This window comes from Armatimonadota bacterium (assembly GCA_028871815.1).
Lineage (GTDB): Bacteria > Armatimonadota > Chthonomonadetes > Chthonomonadales > Chthonomonadaceae > REEB205.
Map to the genome: position 1 here is coordinate 12,803 of JAGWMJ010000013.1, position 17,565 is coordinate 30,367.

Sequence of the window (17,565 nt, forward strand, 5' to 3'; positions counted from 1 at the left end):
ACAACATTTTCGACTTTATCGCACCATACAAGGCCATGAGTCGGCCGCGAGCCGGCGCCAACGCGAAGAATGCGATTTACAAATCGATTTGCTGTGGCGGACCACTATCCCGTATCCCGGCTGTTCGCCATATTCACCGGTCGCTCGTGCCGGTGTATCGCATTGCGACGATCGACCGGCCGATTTTCAACCGGGATGGCTCTCGGTAGCGTCGGACCCATCGCACGGATACGTGATAGTCGTGCCGTCTACGTGCGCAAACGAACGCAGCACGTGAAGTTGCGGTTTCAATGGACCGATAATGTGCTCCACGGTGATGCCTCGCACTGTCAGAGCATCGGCGATCAGCGATCTGTGGCAGCGCCAGGGCACCGCTTCGGAGCACACGAGCGCGGAGCGCCGGCTTCCCACCTGCTCAAGCATCGCCCGCAGGCTAGCGTCAAATCCGGGAGTCATCATGGCGTCCGCGTATCCACGAAACGACACGTTTCGCCAGCCCATGTTCGGTGAATCAGGCGCCGGACGGCGCCACCCACCGAGGTCCGGTGCTGCCAGGTAGCCAATAGCCGCGGCCCGGAGCGACTCGGAAAGTGCGTCGGCGTTGAACTGTGGGTTGTGCCGCGACCGCGGTACGGTGCGTACATCCACCAACAACTCTACGGCGTGATCCTGCAGCAGTGACAGAAACGCTTCGATTGTCCGGTCTGAGTGACCAATCGTAAAGACGTGTGTTGGCGTCGGCACGCCTACCGCCCTTTCTGGCAAGCTGCTGCGCAGAGCAGTTTGGCGAATGGTTGAGCAACGGTGACGTTCACTTCCGTTCCCACCGCGCCGGTCACCCCTCTCGCGCGTGCCGTTGCTTGCGGTATCGCCGGATCAGCGCGTTGGTTGAACTGTCGTGCACCGGCTCCGGCTCTCCCGCTCCCTCAAGCTCTGGAATGATCCGCTGCGCCAGTACCTTTCCAAGCTCCACTCCCCATTGGTCAAACGAGTCGATGCCCCAGATTGCGCCCTGAGTGAAAACACTATGCTCGTAGAGCGCCACCAGCTTGCCCAGCGCCTCCGGCGTAAGCCGATCGAGAAGCAGAGTGTTCGTCGGTCGGTTGCCCTCACAGGTTCGATGCGGCGCCAGCCAGGCGGGCGTGCCCTCGCCTTCCACCTGCTCAGTCGTCTTGCCGAAAGCAAGCGCCTCGGCTTGAGCGAACACGTTCGCCACAAGTATGTCGTGGTGCCGACCGAGCTGGATGAGCGGCTGGCTGAATGCGATGAAATCGCACGGTATCAGCCGCGTTCCCTGGTGGATCAGTTGGTAGAACGAGTGCTGGCCGTTGGTGCCCGGTTCGCCCCAGTAGATCGGCGATGTATTGGTCGTAACGGCCGAACCGTTCATCGTCACGTGCTTGCCGTTGCTCTCCATGGTGAGCTGCTGGAGGTAGGCGGGAAATCGCTTCAGATACTGCTCATACGGCAAAACGGCTGCGGTCTCGGCGCCAAAGAAGTCGTTGTACCAAATCGCCAGCAGTCCCATCAGCACCGGCAGATTTCGCTCGAACGGCGCCGTGCGGAAATGCTCATCCATCAGGTGAAAGCCGTGCAGCATGGCACGGAAATGCACGTCACCCACGGCGATCATGGTGGAGAGACCAATTGCCGAGTCCATGGAGTATCTGCCGCCAACCCAATCCCAGAAACCAAACATATTGGCGGTGTCGATGCCGAACTTCGCCACCTCATCCGCGTTGGTCGATACGGCGACAAAATGGCGCGCAACAGCCGCATCCTGCTTGAGAGAGGCCAGGCACCAGTCGCGCGCGGTGTGCGCGTTCGTCATCGTCTCCAGCGTTGTGAATGTCTTGGATGAAATGATGAAGAGTGTCTCCTCGGCGTCGAGATCGTGCGTGGCTTCGGCGAAATCCGTGCCGTCAACATTGGAGACAAAGCGGAAGGTCAATTCCCGCTGGCTGTAATGCCTCAGCGCCTCGTAAGCCATTACAGGACCAAGATCCGAGCCGCCGATCCCAACATTCACGACATTCCGGACTGGCCGTCCTGTATGGCCCTTCCACTGACCGGAACGGATGCGGTCCGCGAAGTTCGCCATCTTTTCCAGCACGGCATGAACCTGCGGCACAACATCCACGCCATCCAGGTGAATCTGCTCGCCGGCCGGCGCGCGCAGCGCCACATGCAGCACCGCTCGGCCCTCCGTAACGTTGATCTTGTCGCCGCGAAACATCGCCTCGATGTGAGAACGCAGACCGCGCTCGCCGGCGAGCTGAAGCAGCAGTCTGATCGTGTTATCGGTGACGCGATTCTTGGAATAGTCGAGGTAGATGCCCAGGTCGTTGAGCATCATGCGCTCACCGCGAGTCAGGTCGTCAGCGAAGAGGTCGCGCAGGTGCACGTTCTGCAGCCTGGCAAATTCGCCTTCCAGCGCGCGCCACGCCGCGCAGTCTGTGAGCGTCGTATCTCCGGTGGTCACGTCGATTCCTCCTGCTCTCGCAATCCAAAATGACTCGTCGAGGCAGTGCGCGACGTAGCAGGCTTGCGAGAAGTCCTACGAGTGCGCCTTCGGATCGGCCGGCTTCTCTTCGTGCCCGCCAAACTCGAATCGCAGTGCGGAGAGCACTTTGTCGCCGAAGTCGGCCTCTCCGCGCGAACTGAATCGCTCAAACAGGGCGGTGGTGAGTACCGGCGCCGGAACCGATTCGTCGATCGCTGCCAGGATCGTCCAGCGCCCCTCACCAGAGTCCGAGACGCGTCCGGCGAAACCCGACAAATCGTGGCTCTTCTGCAGGGTGATGGCCGTGAGGTCCAACAGCCAGGATCCAATGACACTGCCGCGGCGCCATACCTCTGTGATATCCGGCAAGTTCAGGTCATACGCGTACAACTCGGGGTTGCGCAGCGGCGTGGTTTCGGCATCGGCGGTCTGTTGATTCTTGCCGACGTTGGCGTGGCGAAGGATGTTGAGCCCTTCCGCATAAGCCGCCATGATGCCGTATTCGATGCCGTTGTGAACCATTTTGACGAAGTGGCCGGCTCCAGTCGGACCGCAGTGAAGATAACCGCGGTCTGCTGTTCCGTCGTTACTCGTCCGCCCCGGCGTTGGTGGGGCTGAGTCGATGCCAGGCGCCAGGCTGGCGAAGATCGGGTCAAGTGCCTTCACGGTGGCGGCATCTCCACCAATCATAAGGCAATACCCGCGCTCGGCTCCCCAAATGCCCCCGCTGGTGCCCACATCCACATAGTGGATGCCGCTCTTCGCCAGCGCCTCAGCCCGCCGGATGTCGTCGTGGTAGTACGAGTTGCCTCCGTCGATCACGATATCACCGACCTCAAGCAGGGGAGTCAGCGCCTGGAGGGTCTCATCTACCACAGCGGCCGGCACCATCATCCAGATCGCCCGCGGCTTGCTCAGCTTTTGAATGAAATCTGGAAGTGAGGAACTGCCGACTGCCTTCTTCTCCACCAGCGCCTGCACCGCGGCCGGCTGCATGTCGTAAACCACGCATCGATGCCCGGCTGCTATCAGTCGCTCCACCATAAAGGAGCCCATCCTGCCGAGCCCAATCATACCAAGTTCCATAGTTAGTTCTCGCTATCACAACCGATGTGCCCGCCGGTTCCTCCGCCAGGCCGTCGGGCCACCGCCGGCCCTCGAGCATCAGACGGCAATCGACGGGTAATAGTATAATCCCTCATCCGCTCCCACTGCCGCCCCACGGCCGGATGCATCTGCCTGACGCGGCGTGCGGTTAAGGTACTTTGCCTTACTCTTATGCCCGCGGCGCAGTACCAAAACCCCAGATCGGACGATTTGGTCCTGCCCAACAATACCCGCGGGCAGCCGAGCGCAAACGACTAACGCCGGGCGCCGTACGAGCGCTACCCAGACTAACCGCGCGGGTTATCGTGCCGGGTCAACCGTAAGCAGCAGCGTCTGAAGTTCCGCTGGCGTCGTGCATATCGATGTTGCGCCGGCAGCTTTGAGTTCCGGCGCGCGTCCGGCGCCCCATGTTACGCCGATGGCATGGACGCCGGCCGCGTGTGCCGCCTGCATGTCGTACACGGTGTCTCCGACGTACGCTGTGCCCGTGGCCGAGCAACTCAGCCGCGACATCGCCAGAAGGATTCCATCGGGCGCCGGCTTCGGATGCTGGATGTCGTCGGCGGTTATCGTAACGTCCACGGCGTCGCCAAGTTTGAGGCACGGCAGGGTCATCGCCGCCTCCACATGGTTCTTCGAAGTCACCAGGCCGAGATTCGCGCCGGCGCTGCGGGTCTCACGCAGTATGGCGATTACCGAAACAATGGGGCGCTCGCGCTGGCGGCCCGCGGTGTAGTATCGCAGAAACTCCGCCTCCACCTCCGCTGCTGTCGTACCGAACGCTTCCGGATCGCCGTATTCGCCGACTTGCCGGCGCAGTGGCAGGCCGATCAACGCTTTAAGCTCCTCATCCGACGGGTGTCGGTTGAAAAACCTGGCGTACATGTGCCGCAGCGAATCGACCAGCAGCGCCGTGGTATCGAGCAGCGTTCCATCTACATCCCAGAGAACTGTTTCAAATGAGCAGCGGATTTCGTGGGGTCGCGCAGGTTTATACAATGTCGACTTCGTGCACGCCACGATGAACAGCGCCGATGATGTAGGCCGACTCACCCACGCTGTTGAGGCGATGTGCGAGTGCGGGCGCCTGGTCGGCAGGCAATACGAGAGCAAACCCTATACCCATGTTGAACGTTCGAAACATCTCGGCGTCGGGTACATTGCCTCGCTGCTGGATGAGCCCGAAAATCGGTGGTATCGGCCAGCTCCGCCGTTCCACCGTCACGCTGCAGTCAATTGGCAAAACGCGCGGAATGTTCTCGTAAAAGCCGCCACCGGTGATATGCGCCATGGCCTTGATATCAAACTCCGCCAGCAGGGGCAGTACGGCGCCGGCATAACATCGGTGCGGCATCAACAGCTCGTCCGCAAGCGTCTGGCCCAAAGCGGCCACATGATCATTTGGCGCCATCGGATCCGTATCGCACTCCAGTAGCACGCGACGCGCTAGCGAAAAGCCGTTGGTGTGCAGTCCGCTGCTGGCAATGCCAACCACCGTGTCTCCAGGTTCAACGCGGCGTCCATCCACGATCCGGCTCCGCTCGACAATGCCTACGATACAGCCGGCCACGTCGTACTCGGCCTCCGTGTACATTCCCGGCATCTCGGCAGTTTCGCCACCCAACAGCGCGCAGCCGGCTTCCCGGCACGCGGCGCTGAGGCCCGTCACTACGTCGATAACGATGGCCGGGCTGAGGTGCGAGGTGGCAAAGTAGTCCAGAAAGAACAGCGGGCGCGCGCCCTGCACCAGAACGTCGTTCACGCAATGATTCACCAGGTCTCGCCCGATGACTTCGTTCCGGTTAAGCGCCGCCGCAATCTTTACCTTGGTACCCACACCGTCAATGCTGGAGACCAGTACGGGCTCCTGCATCCCCATGAGTCCGGCCATGGAGTACATGCCGCCGAAACTGCCCACATCGGTAAGCACCTGCGGCGTATAGGTGCTGCGGACGGAGTCGCGCATGCGCAAAACGGCCTGATTGGCCGCATCGATGTTTACGCCGGAGTCCTGATAGGTTGTGTAACTGTCTGGCATGGGAGCTTGCTGGTCAGACCGCGGCATGAGCCGGGGTTTCCGCATCCTCGTCCACGTCCTCGTCCGAAGCAGGCGGCGGAGTCAACATCATTTTCGACAGCTTGATGTCCTGGGGAATGGCCAGTGGGTACTTGCCATCGAAGCAGGCTCGGCAAAACTTATCCCGGTTCAAGCCCACGGCGTCCACAGCGCCTTGTAGTGAGAGGTAGCCCAGGCTTGTGGCACCTATGGCTTGCCGGATCTCTTCCACGGTGTTGCGCGCTGCGATCAACTCATCCTGGTTCGCCATGTCGATGCCGTAGTAGCAGGGAAACCGTACGGGTGGGGCCGTAATGCGAACGTGAACTTCCTTGGCGCCGGTCTCAAATAGCAGTTTTACCAATTTTCCGGTCGTGGTACCACGCACAATCGAGTCGTCCACCATCACGATCGATTTGCCTTCGATCACCTCGGGTATGGGCGTGTACTTCATCATCGCGCCCTGGTCGCGCATATAGGGGCTGGGCTGGATGAAAGTGCGCTGGATGTACCGGTTCTTGATAATGCCTTCGCTGTAGGGTATTCCGCTGCTCTCGGCATAGCCCAGCGCAGCCGGTATGCTGGTATCCGGCACCGGAATCACGATGGCGTTCTCGCGAGGCGCCGGATGCTGCTGTGCCAGGGCGCTCCCCATCCGTTTGCGCACGAGCTGGAGCCGCTTGTCGTAGATTTTGGAGTCGGGACGCGCAAAGTAGATGAACTCAAAGAGGCAGGTTGCGTGGTGCGCCGGGTCGGGCGGCAGGGTATTTGAAGCCTCGCCTGGACCGATGACGTAGATCTCACCGGGCTGTACCTCGCGCATGTATGTGGCGCCGGTGGGCTTTAGCGCGCACGTCTCGGATGCGATAACGCAGGGAACGCCGCTGATCTGCCCCAGGCACAGAGGTCGCACACCGTACGGGTCCCGTACGCCGACCAGAGTGTCGCCGGCAAGTACGGTGAGCGAGTATGCGCCCTGCAGCCTGGGCATGGCCTCTCGAACGGTCTCGGCGATGTCGCCCTTGTGAAGACATGCCAGCAACTGGGCAATCACCTCGCTGTCGTTCGTGCTGGTGAATTGGACGCCGGCAGTTGTCAACTGCGATTTGAGTTCGGCCGAATTGATCAGGTTGCCATTGTGCGCCAGCGCGATATCGCCGTAATCGGTGTGGCACACCACGGGCTGTGCGTTGCACAGATCGCTGGAGCCTGTGGTGGAGTAACGCGTATGCCCAATAGCGGCATCACCCTTGAGGCTTCCAATCGTTCGTTCATCGAAGACCTGCGTGACGAGGCCCATCGCTTTGTGTACAGCAATGGTGCGGCCGGCGGACACGGCGATACCGGCGCTTTCCTGGCCGCGATGCTGAAGCGCGAAGATACCGAAAAAGGCGATTCGTGCGACGTCTTCGCCGGGCGCCCGGATCCCAAAGACGCCGCATTCCTCATGTGGCCTGTCAGACACTAGCGTGCCCCCACACATTCCGACGCCGACGTCGGCGCCTGCGCACGTATCATCATCGCCGGAATCGCCCGGCGCCATACTGCCTGCATCTGCGATACGGCGCAATCGAAAGCCGTCTGTGCTCCGATTGCTACCCGCAGGACTTCACCGCCAACCGTACCGATCCACTCTACGACTATGCTGTGCGCTTCGCCAAGTTGCTGCAATCGCGCAAGTCCTGCTTCGTTCTTCAAGCTTACGATGACCCGGCCGGAATTCTCGCCGAACAGCCGTGCGGCTACCGAAGTCTGAGCCGGCTCCGGCCTCAGCACAACCGCTGCTCCAACCCTGCCCAGCATGCAGCACTCTGCCAGGGCAACTGCCAGACCCCCACTGGAGCAGTCGTGGCACGAGGCGAACAGGGCCTCGGCGTGCCCCGCCACCAACAGTTCGAATAGCCGGCGTTCCGCCTCCAGATCGATCAAAGGGAGCGGACCGCCCTCGTCGCCGCAGATCACGCTGCGATACTCGCCGCACGACACCGGGCCGGCGCCGGCTGGGAAAGCGCTCACCAGCGCCAGCTGGCCACCATTGTCACCGCGCTGGAATGCCGCGCCGACCGCTCGGTCCGGGTTCGCCAGGATTCCCACCATGCCGATCACCGGCGTCGGCCAGATAGGCTCACCGGCGGTCTCGTTGTAGAAAGATACGTTGCCCGACACTACAGGTATGCCAAATGCCTCGGCAGCTGTGGCGATTCCATCCACGGCGCTGCGAAATTCCCAGAATCGGGCCGGTTCCTCAGGGCTAGCGAAGTTGAGGCAGTTGGTAAGGCCAGCGGGCCGGGCGCCGGCACAGGCCACGTTCCGGGCCGCCTCGGCTACCACCAGTTGCGCGCCGATGAACGGATCGGTGCGACACCAGCGCGAGTTACCGTCGATGCTCAGCGCAATCCCTTTTTCGGACCCGCGAAGCGCCAGCACCGCGGCATCGCTGCCCGGAAGCTCAACCGTTTGCGTTTGAACCGACCGATCGTACTGGGTATGTACCCACTCCTTGGAGGCTCCATTTGCCGATCCGAGGAGCTGCAGCAGGGCCGATCCGCAGGTGAGCGCACCGGAAGCGTCATTCTCTCCAGCCGCGCAGAGTGGCTCCGGGACTGGTCGCGGCGCCGACTCGATCGGTGGGCGCTCACGCACCTCCAGGTGGTACACCGGGCAGTTGTCGGTGAGGGCTTTGGCCGGAACCTCGGCAGCGATCGCCCCGGCGTCGAGGATGCGCACAACTCCATCAGTCGTGACGTGGCCGATCACCGCCGCGTGCAGGCCCCATCGCTCGAACACGCTGAGCACTTCGCGCTCTCGCCCGCGCTGCGCTACGCAAAGCATGCGCTCCTGCGATTCCGACAGCATGATTTCGTAGGTCGACATCGATGGGTCCCGTAACGGAACCAGCCGCACGTCGATCTCTATTCCAACATCGGCCCTGGCAGCCATTTCGCTGGTGGAGCAGGTGAGTCCGGCAGCGCCCATATCCTGGATTCCGGTAATGGCTCCTGTTGCCAGGGCTTCGAGCGTCGCCTCGATCAGCAACTTCTCAAGAAACGGGTCGCCCATCTGCACATTCGGCCGTCGCGACTCGCTGCCCTCATTCAGCTCGGTGCTGGCAAACGTAGCCCCGTGGATACCGTCACGGCCCGTGGCGCTGCCCACGTAGATCACGGGGTTGCCGGTGCCGGTAGCGGCAGCTTTCGCCAGGTTCCGCAGCGGCACGACGCCAACCGCCATAGCGTTTACCAACGGATTGCTGCGGTAACACGGGTGAAAGTGCGTCTCACCGGCCACGGTCGGTACACCAACACAGTTGCCGTAGTGACCAATGCCTGCTACCACGTTCTCGAACAGATAACGGCTTCGTGCGTCGTCCAGATCACCGAACCACAGCGAGTTGAGGATCGCTACCGGCCGAGCGCCCATCGTGAAGATGTCTCGCAAGATGCCACCGACGCCGGTTGCCGCGCCCTGGAACGGCTCGACCGCGGAGGGGTGGTTGTGCGACTCCACCTTGAAAACGATCCCCAGATCCTTATCCAGTGCGATGTGCCCGGCGTTTTCCAGCGCGCCGGCCGCCTGTGCCTCGCGGTACTGGCGGAAGCGTGAAAGAATCGGCCGCGAATACTTGTATCCGCAGTGCTCCGACCACATCACGGCAAACATACCGAGTTCCGTTTGGGTAGGCTCGCGGCCAAGCGTTTGCAGAATTGACGCGTACTCGCCGTCGTTCAGGCCCATTTCGCGCCAAACCGTGTCGGCGGTGATCAATGGCCCGGTTCCGTTGGCGCTCCGCAGAACGCCGAGGCAAGCGCCTGAAAGATCAGCCTGCCATCAGCGGAGCCGAGAAAGATGTCGGTGGCGCGCTCGGGATGAGGCATCATGCCGAGTACATTGCCGCCCTCATTCACGATCCCTGCGATGCAGTCCAACGAGCCGTTAGGATTTGCAGGAGCGTATTCGTCGGTCTCCGCCGCGTAACGGAAGATAATCTGATGGTGGCGCTGCAGCCGCTCCAGCGTGGCCGCGTCGCAATAGTAACGGCCCTCGCCGTGGGCAATCGGTATGCTGAGCGTCTGCCCTTCGCGATAAGTGTGGGTAAACGGCGTGTTCGCGTTCTCCACGCGGAGCGTTACCGGGCGGCAGAGAAACTTGCAGCCGATATTCGCCACCAGCGCGCCAGGCAGGAGGCCGGCTTCGCACAGCACCTGAAAACCGTTGCAGATGCCCAGTACATACCGCCCGCGCTCCGCGTGCTGCCGCACCGCATCCATAACGTTCGCAAATCGCGCAATCGATCCAGGGCGCAGGTAGTCGCCATACGAGAAGCCGCCCGGCAAGATCACCACGTCAAATCCGTCCAGATCGGCAGTGGCGTGCCACACGTAGGTCGCTTCGCACTGCGTGGTCCGTTTGACGGCGTAGACGGCGTCCTGGTCGCAGTTAGAGCCCGGAAACCGTATCACGGCGAAGCGCGGGCGCCTGCCAACGCCAACGTGAACGTCCCTGGTGGCGGCCAGGGTCATCGCACTACCTCGATCGAGTACTCCTCAGTCACCGGGTTCGCAAGCAGCTTGCCGCACATCTCCGCGACCACCGGTTCAATCGCGCCATCTTCCTCCAGGTGCAGCACAATGACTTTGCCGATGCGAGCCTCCTGAACACCTAAAAAGCCCAGTGCCTGCAGCGCGTCGCGCGTTGCGCGGCCCTGGGCGTCCAGTAGGGCGGGCTTTAGAGTGACAGTGATGCGGACCTCAATCATAGGGCAGCTTCAGTCCTTCGCCTTGTCACACCGTCTGGTGGCGCTGCCTGGCCGCGTCGCCACCATTTCGAGTCGATCGATAACCGCCTGGGCGGGGGCGCCCGTTATCTGCACCAGTTTGCGGCGTGAAGTCCGGCCGCTGACTATGCGTGCCGCGGAGGCCGCCACGCCTGCCGCCTTTGCCAGGACCCGAATGAGAGCTTCATTGGCGGCGCCGTCGGATGGGGCGGCGCGCACGCGGACCTGTACTTCGCCGTCGATAATGCCGCTTACCGCGTCCCGGTCCGCTTTCGGAGTCAATCGTACCCGTATCACAGCCGTTTCGTCTATCGGGCCGCGACCCTCCACGGGCCTCAAATCCGTGCGACCATCAGCGCCAGAGCCATCGCGTTGTACAAACCGTGCGTACACATGCTCGCCCACGTGCTGCCCGTTCTCTCGCGGCACCAGCAGAACATCGCGCCAATCGCCGCCATGGGCAGCAGGCTGTATGGAATGTTGGGGTGAACCAGGGCGAACGCCAGCGACGTGATCACGGTGGACCACCCGGCAGATGCGCGGCGGCGTAAGTGACCGTAGATGAGTCCGCGAAAAAAAAGCTCTTCAATCACCGGCGCAGCTACGCAGATCACCAGCACCGCAAGCGCCAGCGATGCCCCATGCGATGCGCGCACCATCCGGATGGCCGCAGTGCGCTGCTGTGGCATGCCGGCGGCATGCTCCGCCGCATACAGCGCTCCGGCCGCGACAAAGGCTCCAACCGCGGCCGCCGGCACCGTGAACAGGCTCCGACCATCTAGTGGCCGCAAGCCGAAAAGGCGAGACCCCGGCCTCAGACGACCCGCTGGAGCGCTCATCAGGATTGCAGCTGCGGAGCCTGCGACAGCCGCCTGCGCAACCACCAACCGCACCCACATGCCGGCGCGTATCACACCAGGCACTGCCTGCGCAGTGCCGGCCAGCAGTTGTGGCGCAACCAGATACCATGCCACGGCTGCCAGCACAAGCGATGTGGGCATTCCGCCGTCGGACCGCCCAGCTTCAAGGTTCATCAGGTTCGCGGCTAACGCAGCAGACTTGCCACGTACTGAAGCAGTAAAACCACAAGCAGAGGCGAGATATCGAAACCGCCCAAAAGGGATGGCGGAATGAGGGATCGGATCGGATCGAGAATCGGATTGCAGATCGTGCGCAGCGTACGCACGACGGGATTGTACGAGGAAATACGGGCGCCGAAGCAGATGAGCGTCTCAAGCACACAGTACACAATCATCAGCAGCACGAACAGCTGAATGACTTCGGCAACTAGGTATCCTGGCGACATTACGTTACCGTGCCGATCCGGAGTTTATGTGCGCTTCGGCCTTCCGCAGCAGCACCGGCGCTACCTTGTCATCCGGATAGGTCTTGGCCGCGTGCGCATAACACACGGCAGCCTGTTTCCAGTTTCCGAGCCGCTCATACGCATGCGCCAGCATGTGCCACGTAGCCCACGGACACTTGAACTTTACGGCGTGCTGGTAGTACGGCAGCGCCAACCTGGGATTGTGGTTGTTGATCAGATAGTGCTCGCCCAGTGCGTCGTACATTCCGTAGTCGTTGGGGTTGGCCTTCAGGCCGCGTTTCAGTGCCGCGATGGCCGCTGCGTTCCGGTCGGTGCTCCACAGGTAGTACGATTCGTCGGAGTAGATGCCTTCCATGTGGGGTTCGGCCTGATTGATCACGTAGCTGAGGTTGATCAGATGGCTGTACTCGCCCGCATGAAAGTGCCGATCACGAAACAGATAGATGTCATCGATGGCGCGTGCGAGAACCGCGTTAGAGACCTGCTGCTGCGTCAGTGGCTTTGTAGAGGGCTTCGGAGGTGGTGGCGCTTTCGGCGCCGGCTTGCCGCTGAAGATGGGTAACTGCGGCCTCGGGCGAGCCTGAGCATAGCCACGAACGGCAGACAGGCTGAATATCGTGCACATCGCAGCGGCCGCGACGATACCGAGATTCCGCTGGCAGTATGTAAGGTTCATGCGAGCTTCCCGCCCTCCAAACCGATCCGGACGCGTTTTCGATATATACATTACCTGCCGTAGCGCGTTGTTTGCGCCCGGCAGGGCGTCGGCGCTGCGCAAACGGCCCCTTGCCGCACAGGCATCTAACGCCACGCCCGTGTCACTCTGAACACACAGCGAGTCTGCGAGCATCGTGGAAGAGCCTCAATGCTTCTGCCTGCGGCTCCCGCAGCGTCGTCCTCCAGTGTGCCGAGGCCGAGGCGCCCGGGGCAATGGGTCTCGCTGGTTCCGGTTCCGGTTCACGATGACAGCCGCCTCCGAACCAGCCACGGCCTCGTCGCCGCGCCAGGCAGCCGGTCAAAAACGCGACGAAACCGATGCAGGAATCCGGCGTGGCGCCGGGAAATTGCCTTGCATCGCTCGCGCATCGTGTTCGATGGACTGGGGCAACAGGCACTGAGGTCGCAATCGTGGCATGCGAAGCCAAGGGAGCGCCCGGCGGTAGGGGACCGTTCACCCGATCACCTGGCTGGTGCACCGCATTCACTTCGATAGGTGTGATGTTGTGCTGTTCCGCAGGCTGCCGGGCCCCGCAGGGCCCTCGCGCGGTCGCGACTCTCGTCTTCCCGGATGACCAACCTCTGAACGCCGTGGCGCTCGCGTTTTCGCCCGACGGGAGCCGCCTTGCCGCGATGGGCAAGCGGGGTCTGTACGTCTGGAATACAGATTCTTGGGCCGCACCGGATAACTTCTCCGTACCGCGCGCGGCCCGGACGATCGGGTACCTGCTCAACTGCGTAACCTTTCGGGGGGACCAACGCGTCTTGACTTTCGGCTCTGCGGGAGCAATAATAGACCTGAATGACGGGGCGGCCGACGTTGCGCCATCGAGCCCTCCGAGCGGCGTAGAATTGGAATCTCTGTCGCCCGACGGTAGGCTGGCCTTTTGTCGCGTGCAAGCCGGCCACTGCGCGGTTTACACGGTGCTCGGCTGGCGCCGGCTGGCCGATTTAATGAGCACGTCCGGCCGGACCGCCAGGTGCTTCGGTGTCTTCTCGCCCGATTCCCGGACTCTGGCTGTCGGTTGCCTTCACGGACCCACCGCTGTATACCGGGTCGCGCCGTGGCGCCGGATCGAGATGAATCGTCGCGCCTCGTTGACTCCGTTATCGGTGTCGCCTGACAGCCGCCTAATTGCTGGGATCGACCATCAACGCATCGTGGTCTATGACGTTGCCACCGGCAAGCGCGCCGCCGGCTCCGCCCGGCTGCCCGTGCTATACAACTGGCTCGTCACGCCCGGATTCGCCCGTGGCAGCCGGTATTTGATCGTCCCCGGACGCGATCACGGCATCCAATTCTGGTCAACCCGGACTTGGCGCGTGCGGTTCACGGTTGAAACGACCCATCCCATTGAGTATGTCGCGTATTCTCCTGCGACCAACACATTCGCCGCGATCTGTGACGGCGGTGTCCGCGTGTGGGCTCTCTGACGTGAGCTCGCCCCGGCACAGACTTCCGCCTCGCCGGAACTACAACCGATACCTGCAGCTACAAGGCGTTTGGCGTCGAGCTGCAAGGCGGCTCCGGAACCGTGAACCCGTACCGGTATGAGGGGCTTTTCGGCTACTACCGCGATGCGGCAGACTGGATGTATGTGAGGGCACGGTGGCTGGATGGGATGAATGGGAGGTGAGCGGGTGTGGATCCGATGTGGCAGGATGAGGCAAGGTATGTGTATGTCCGTTGCGGCCCCGCACTGCTCGCCGACGCTAGCGGCGAGCAGTGCCCGGGCCGCGTCGTGGATTGCCCATCTGATTGTTCCGTGCAAAACGCGCTGAAATCGGCCTGCCACTGCACGCACAAGCTCAGCCGTTCCGATGTCGCTTACATTAATAGTTGTTTATGGAACGGAGGGCCGCACCATCAATGGCCAGGTCAATGTCCGGCGATCACGCCCGCACAATTAGCATGTATGAAAGCGGCATGCGATTGCGTGACCATAGTCTGTTGCGGCGCGTGCAATGTAGACGGGCCTCCGGATCCGGCATGCGCCAATTGCGCCACGGATCCTAACTTTATCCATTGCGCCTTTACCCTCGGTAATTCCGGCCAATGCGGGCGTATCTACCGGTGCTACCCGGACATAGCGGCGAATCCCACTCGGTGCCGGAATCTTCCTATCCCGGGAATCGGCGGCGTGATTCTCCACGAGCTCGGCCACCACTGCGGATACAACCACGACGATGGCTGCAATAACCTGCTGGCACAATGCTTGGGGCGTGCATGCCGTGGGAGGTGATCGTGCGGTGTCGACGCTTCGCGTATCCCGGGCTGTGTGTGCGGCGACAGTCGCGCTGTGTCTCGCATGCGGCCGTGGCCCGACAAGGACTTTCAGAGCGGGCGCCCTCGCACCCGCCCGTCAACTCCGGAGCGTTTTCCGCTTCCGAGCCTCTGACACCGGCCCAGACCTCACCTGGCTTTCGTCCGATCAATTTATCTACGACACCTACGGGTCCGGACTGATGCTCGTGGATTCGCTCAACGGGCACTCCCGCGTCTTTCTCGGCGAACGGGGCCTTGGAGCCCGCGACGTGGAGGCGACTCACTTCGGCGCGTACCCGCTTGAGCTTACCGGTGCGGCGCACGGGGCCAGGACCGCTATTCTCTGCGTGGTCGCCTCGCCGAACAGTCCAAGAGAGACCGTTCTGGTCATCTCAGCTTCCGGTCGCGTTTTAGGTCGCCGTTCGCGTCAAGGCGGTATGTTCGCCTACCCGGCCGGTTCGCGCTGGCTTGGATTCGAGGCTGACCCGCCTACCGACTCGGTCACACACCGCCGTGCCTACATCGCGGACAGTCGTTGTCGTGTAACACCTATTCGCAGCAGTTTGTCCGTACGGGGTGAATGGGCGCTGCAGCCCGAACCAAACGCTCCGCCGAAAGGTGTCCGCCTTGCCGAGATTACAGCGGGTTGGCGCTTCCGGACCGCCACGGTATCGCCGCTGATGCTGGCCGACGGTGTCCTGCTTCGTCGCGGAGCCAGCTGGTCCGCCCATCTGCCGACGGGATACGGCGGGCTTTTAGACGCCATTAGCCCCGACGGGCGCACGCTTGCAATCCTCGCGCAGCGGAAGTTCCCGAGGGCGGCGGGCAGCACGCCACGGCCCGAGGAGGGCCCGCCTACTGAGTTGACTCTGTGGCTGGCGCAGGCCGCTTCGCCTGCAGCGGTCATGGTCGGCGGACTCCGCTGTGCTGTGGGTTACGCTGGTTTCCCGCGGCCGTTCTTTAACCCGGGCAACTTGGAGTGGCTGCCGGATGGCTCTGCCGTGACGTTCACTGCACAGCGACAACTGTGGGAGTACCGGCTCGGCGTGAACGACGCCCCGCACCGGGCCGATGTCAGCCCGAAATGACGCTTAAACCTGGCATCCGGCCGGGGAGAGATCCGCGGTCACGCGGTGCCGAGCCGTGTGGGCAAGCGCACCGCCCGCGTCCCAGCAAACCTGTTTGTCATTGCCGCCCCCTCCCGCCAATCGCGGGGCGGACCCTTACACGCCATGACGATTAACCACACCTGGGACACCGACGGCCGCGAGACGGTTCTTAAAAACCTGAACAGTTCCGGCATGGCGCTGGCGGTCTGCAGCCGCACCCACAATCACGTGGGCAACCCGCTCTCCGTGCTCGAGCTGGATGGCGCTCGTCACGCCGGCGGCGGTCCGCTACGGCAACGCCTCAGCAATCATCCCACAAAGGCAAAGAGCCCTGAAGGCGGCATACCTGGCGCATCCCGCGCGCTTCGTCAAACGGCCGCCGCAGCATACCGTTCTCCCGGAAGCCGTCTGGATCAATCCACCGGAGCCCAATACGCAGAAGGTACTCGACATCACTTCATGACCGCAAACCTACAACAATGTGTCTCAAACATGTTGACAAGCCCCGGCAACCGCCTCGTTGAAAACGACTCCGGCGCGCTTACGTCGGCGTCCTACGACGTCTCGGACCAGCAAATCCTCGTCATATCCCCAACCGGAACCACCACGAACACCTGGGATGCCAACGGCAACCTTTTGGTCGCCAACGTGGCAGGCGCGTTGACCACCAACACGTGGGACGGCGAAAACCGGCTTGTGGTGCGGCAGAACCCCACCGGACCGCCAACAACAAACCTCTACTCCGCGGACGGTTTACGGCAGATTACGCAAACCGGCAGCGGGTACACACGCTTCCTCTGGGACGACCAGAATGTGCTCATCGGGCAGGACGCCGGCGGTGTGATGCAGGCGCAGTACACCAACAACCCGGGTATCTGGGGCGGTCTCGCTTCGCGGCGGCGCAGCGGCGTGTCCAGCTTCTTCGGCCCGGACCAGCAGGGCTCCGCGCGCATCCTGGTATCGCAGGCAGGCATGATAACCGATAGCTACAGCTACAAGGCATTCGGAGTAGAACTCGAATCCGGTTCGGGCACGGTGAACCCGTACCGGTATGAAGGCCTGTTTGGCTACTACCGCGATGCGGCAGACTGGATGTATGTGCGGGCACGGTGGCTGGATGCTGCGAGCGGGAGGTGGGTGGGCGTGGATCCAATGTGGCCGGATGAAGCGCGGTATGTGTATGTCGGGAATTCGCCAGGCGCCCACTCGGATCCAAGCGGTGAGTTCGTTCAGCTTTGTTACCGCCCGGTTTCCGACATTATCCCAGGCAATTGCCGCGGCGGATGTTATTCACACCGGTTTCTGGTAACCTCGTGCAGCACGTTCGGCTGGGGCACAAAGGGCATCATGTGGGGGCTCCCTGCAAACCTGGGTGGCTACCCACTCGGCGAGATGGTCTGCTGTCCGGTCTCGGTGACGGCTAGGCAGGAGCGATGTATGTGTCAGAACGCCAATAGCGCCGATAAGGGTTACAAGATGTGCGGCCGGACATGGGGGGCGGCGGTTACGGGCCGTTTGCCACTAACTGCCAGACCTTCGTCAGCTGCATTCTATAGGAAGTGCACCGGCCGACAGAATGGCAACACATGTGGTACGCAGATTCAGTAGCATCGGCGGTGGTTAAGGCTGCCCTGCGGCGCGGTTGGTTGGCCGTGCTCATGGGCCTGAGCGTCTGGGCGAGCCGATGCGCGTCTTCTCAGTACCAG

16 protein-coding genes are annotated in these 17,565 nt (G+C 62.2%); 3 read left to right on the forward strand and 13 right to left on the reverse strand.

Translation table 11 applies throughout. From position 1 onward, the window contains the following. Nucleotides 1-186 precede the first annotated feature (186 nt). The 13 genes from KGJ62_13880 to KGJ62_13940 all read right to left on the reverse strand — a co-directional run bounded on the left by KGJ62_13880 (nucleotide 187) and on the right by KGJ62_13940 (nucleotide 12,443). Complete coding sequence (locus tag KGJ62_13880) at nucleotides 187-744, reverse strand: DUF488 domain-containing protein (GenBank protein ID MDE2127672.1); 558 nt, start codon at nucleotides 742-744, stop codon at nucleotides 187-189. Between the two features lie 91 nt (nucleotides 745-835). Next, a complete protein-coding gene (pgi, locus tag KGJ62_13885) occupies nucleotides 836-2,482 on the reverse strand; it encodes a glucose-6-phosphate isomerase (GenBank protein MDE2127673.1) in 1,647 nt (548 codons plus the stop codon). A 75-nt stretch (nucleotides 2,483-2,557) separates the two neighbouring features. Further along, complete coding sequence (gnd, locus tag KGJ62_13890) at nucleotides 2,558-3,589, reverse strand: decarboxylating 6-phosphogluconate dehydrogenase (GenBank protein MDE2127674.1); 1,032 nt, start codon at nucleotides 3,587-3,589, stop codon at nucleotides 2,558-2,560. Between the two features lie 321 nt (nucleotides 3,590-3,910). Beyond that, nucleotides 3,911-4,609, reverse strand: a complete 699-nt coding sequence (locus KGJ62_13895; protein MDE2127675.1) for an HAD family hydrolase — start codon at nucleotides 4,607-4,609, stop codon at nucleotides 3,911-3,913. Continuing rightward, the gene (locus tag KGJ62_13900; GenBank protein ID MDE2127676.1) at nucleotides 4,602-5,648 is read right to left on the reverse strand and encodes a phosphoribosylformylglycinamidine cyclo-ligase; all 1,047 of its coding nucleotides are present in this window, start codon (nucleotides 5,646-5,648) and stop codon (nucleotides 4,602-4,604) included. Before KGJ62_13900 ends, KGJ62_13895 begins: the two co-directional genes overlap by 8 nt. A gap of 13 nt (nucleotides 5,649-5,661) precedes the next feature. Then, entirely contained in the window at nucleotides 5,662-7,149 is a 1,488-nt protein-coding gene (purF, locus tag KGJ62_13905; protein MDE2127677.1) for an amidophosphoribosyltransferase, read from the reverse strand. Continuing rightward, entirely contained in the window at nucleotides 7,131-9,401 is a 2,271-nt protein-coding gene (gene purL / locus KGJ62_13910; protein MDE2127678.1) for a phosphoribosylformylglycinamidine synthase subunit PurL, read from the reverse strand. The genes purF and purL overlap by 19 nt, the downstream gene beginning before the upstream one ends. A gap of 26 nt (nucleotides 9,402-9,427) precedes the next feature. Continuing rightward, on the reverse strand, nucleotides 9,428-10,186 hold the full coding sequence (gene purQ, locus KGJ62_13915; GenBank protein MDE2127679.1) for a phosphoribosylformylglycinamidine synthase subunit PurQ: 759 nt from the start codon (nucleotides 10,184-10,186) through the stop codon (nucleotides 9,428-9,430). Beyond that, nucleotides 10,183-10,422, reverse strand: a complete 240-nt coding sequence (gene purS, locus KGJ62_13920; GenBank protein MDE2127680.1) for a phosphoribosylformylglycinamidine synthase subunit PurS — start codon at nucleotides 10,420-10,422, stop codon at nucleotides 10,183-10,185. The genes purQ and purS overlap by 4 nt, the downstream gene beginning before the upstream one ends. Nucleotides 10,423-10,431: 9 nt before the next feature. After that, nucleotides 10,432-10,770 (reverse strand): DUF167 domain-containing protein, encoded by a 339-nt coding sequence (locus KGJ62_13925; GenBank protein ID MDE2127681.1) that lies wholly within the window; start codon nucleotides 10,768-10,770, stop codon nucleotides 10,432-10,434. Between the two features lie 5 nt (nucleotides 10,771-10,775). Further along, a complete protein-coding gene (locus tag KGJ62_13930) occupies nucleotides 10,776-11,474 on the reverse strand; it encodes a CPBP family intramembrane metalloprotease (GenBank protein MDE2127682.1) in 699 nt (232 codons plus the stop codon). Between the two features lie 11 nt (nucleotides 11,475-11,485). Beyond that, complete coding sequence (locus KGJ62_13935) at nucleotides 11,486-11,746, reverse strand: YggT family protein (protein MDE2127683.1); 261 nt, start codon at nucleotides 11,744-11,746, stop codon at nucleotides 11,486-11,488. A 4-nt stretch (nucleotides 11,747-11,750) separates the two neighbouring features. Continuing rightward, entirely contained in the window at nucleotides 11,751-12,443 is a 693-nt protein-coding gene (locus KGJ62_13940; GenBank protein ID MDE2127684.1) for a tetratricopeptide repeat protein, read from the reverse strand. Between the two features lie 1,121 nt (nucleotides 12,444-13,564). Here KGJ62_13940 and KGJ62_13945 point away from each other — a divergent pair. From KGJ62_13945 to KGJ62_13955, 3 genes are all read left to right on the forward strand, one after another. Then, nucleotides 13,565-13,918 carry a WD40 repeat domain-containing protein gene (locus tag KGJ62_13945; protein ID MDE2127685.1) on the forward strand — a complete coding sequence of 118 codons (354 nt, stop codon included), beginning with the start codon at nucleotides 13,565-13,567 and terminating at the stop codon, nucleotides 13,916-13,918. Between the two features lie 1,038 nt (nucleotides 13,919-14,956). After that, a complete protein-coding gene (locus tag KGJ62_13950; protein ID MDE2127686.1) occupies nucleotides 14,957-15,838 on the forward strand; it encodes a hypothetical protein in 882 nt (293 codons plus the stop codon). Nucleotides 15,839-15,982: 144 nt separating this feature from the next. Next, entirely contained in the window at nucleotides 15,983-17,467 is a 1,485-nt protein-coding gene (locus KGJ62_13955; protein MDE2127687.1) for a hypothetical protein, read from the forward strand. Nucleotides 17,468-17,565: the final 98 nt, after the last annotated feature.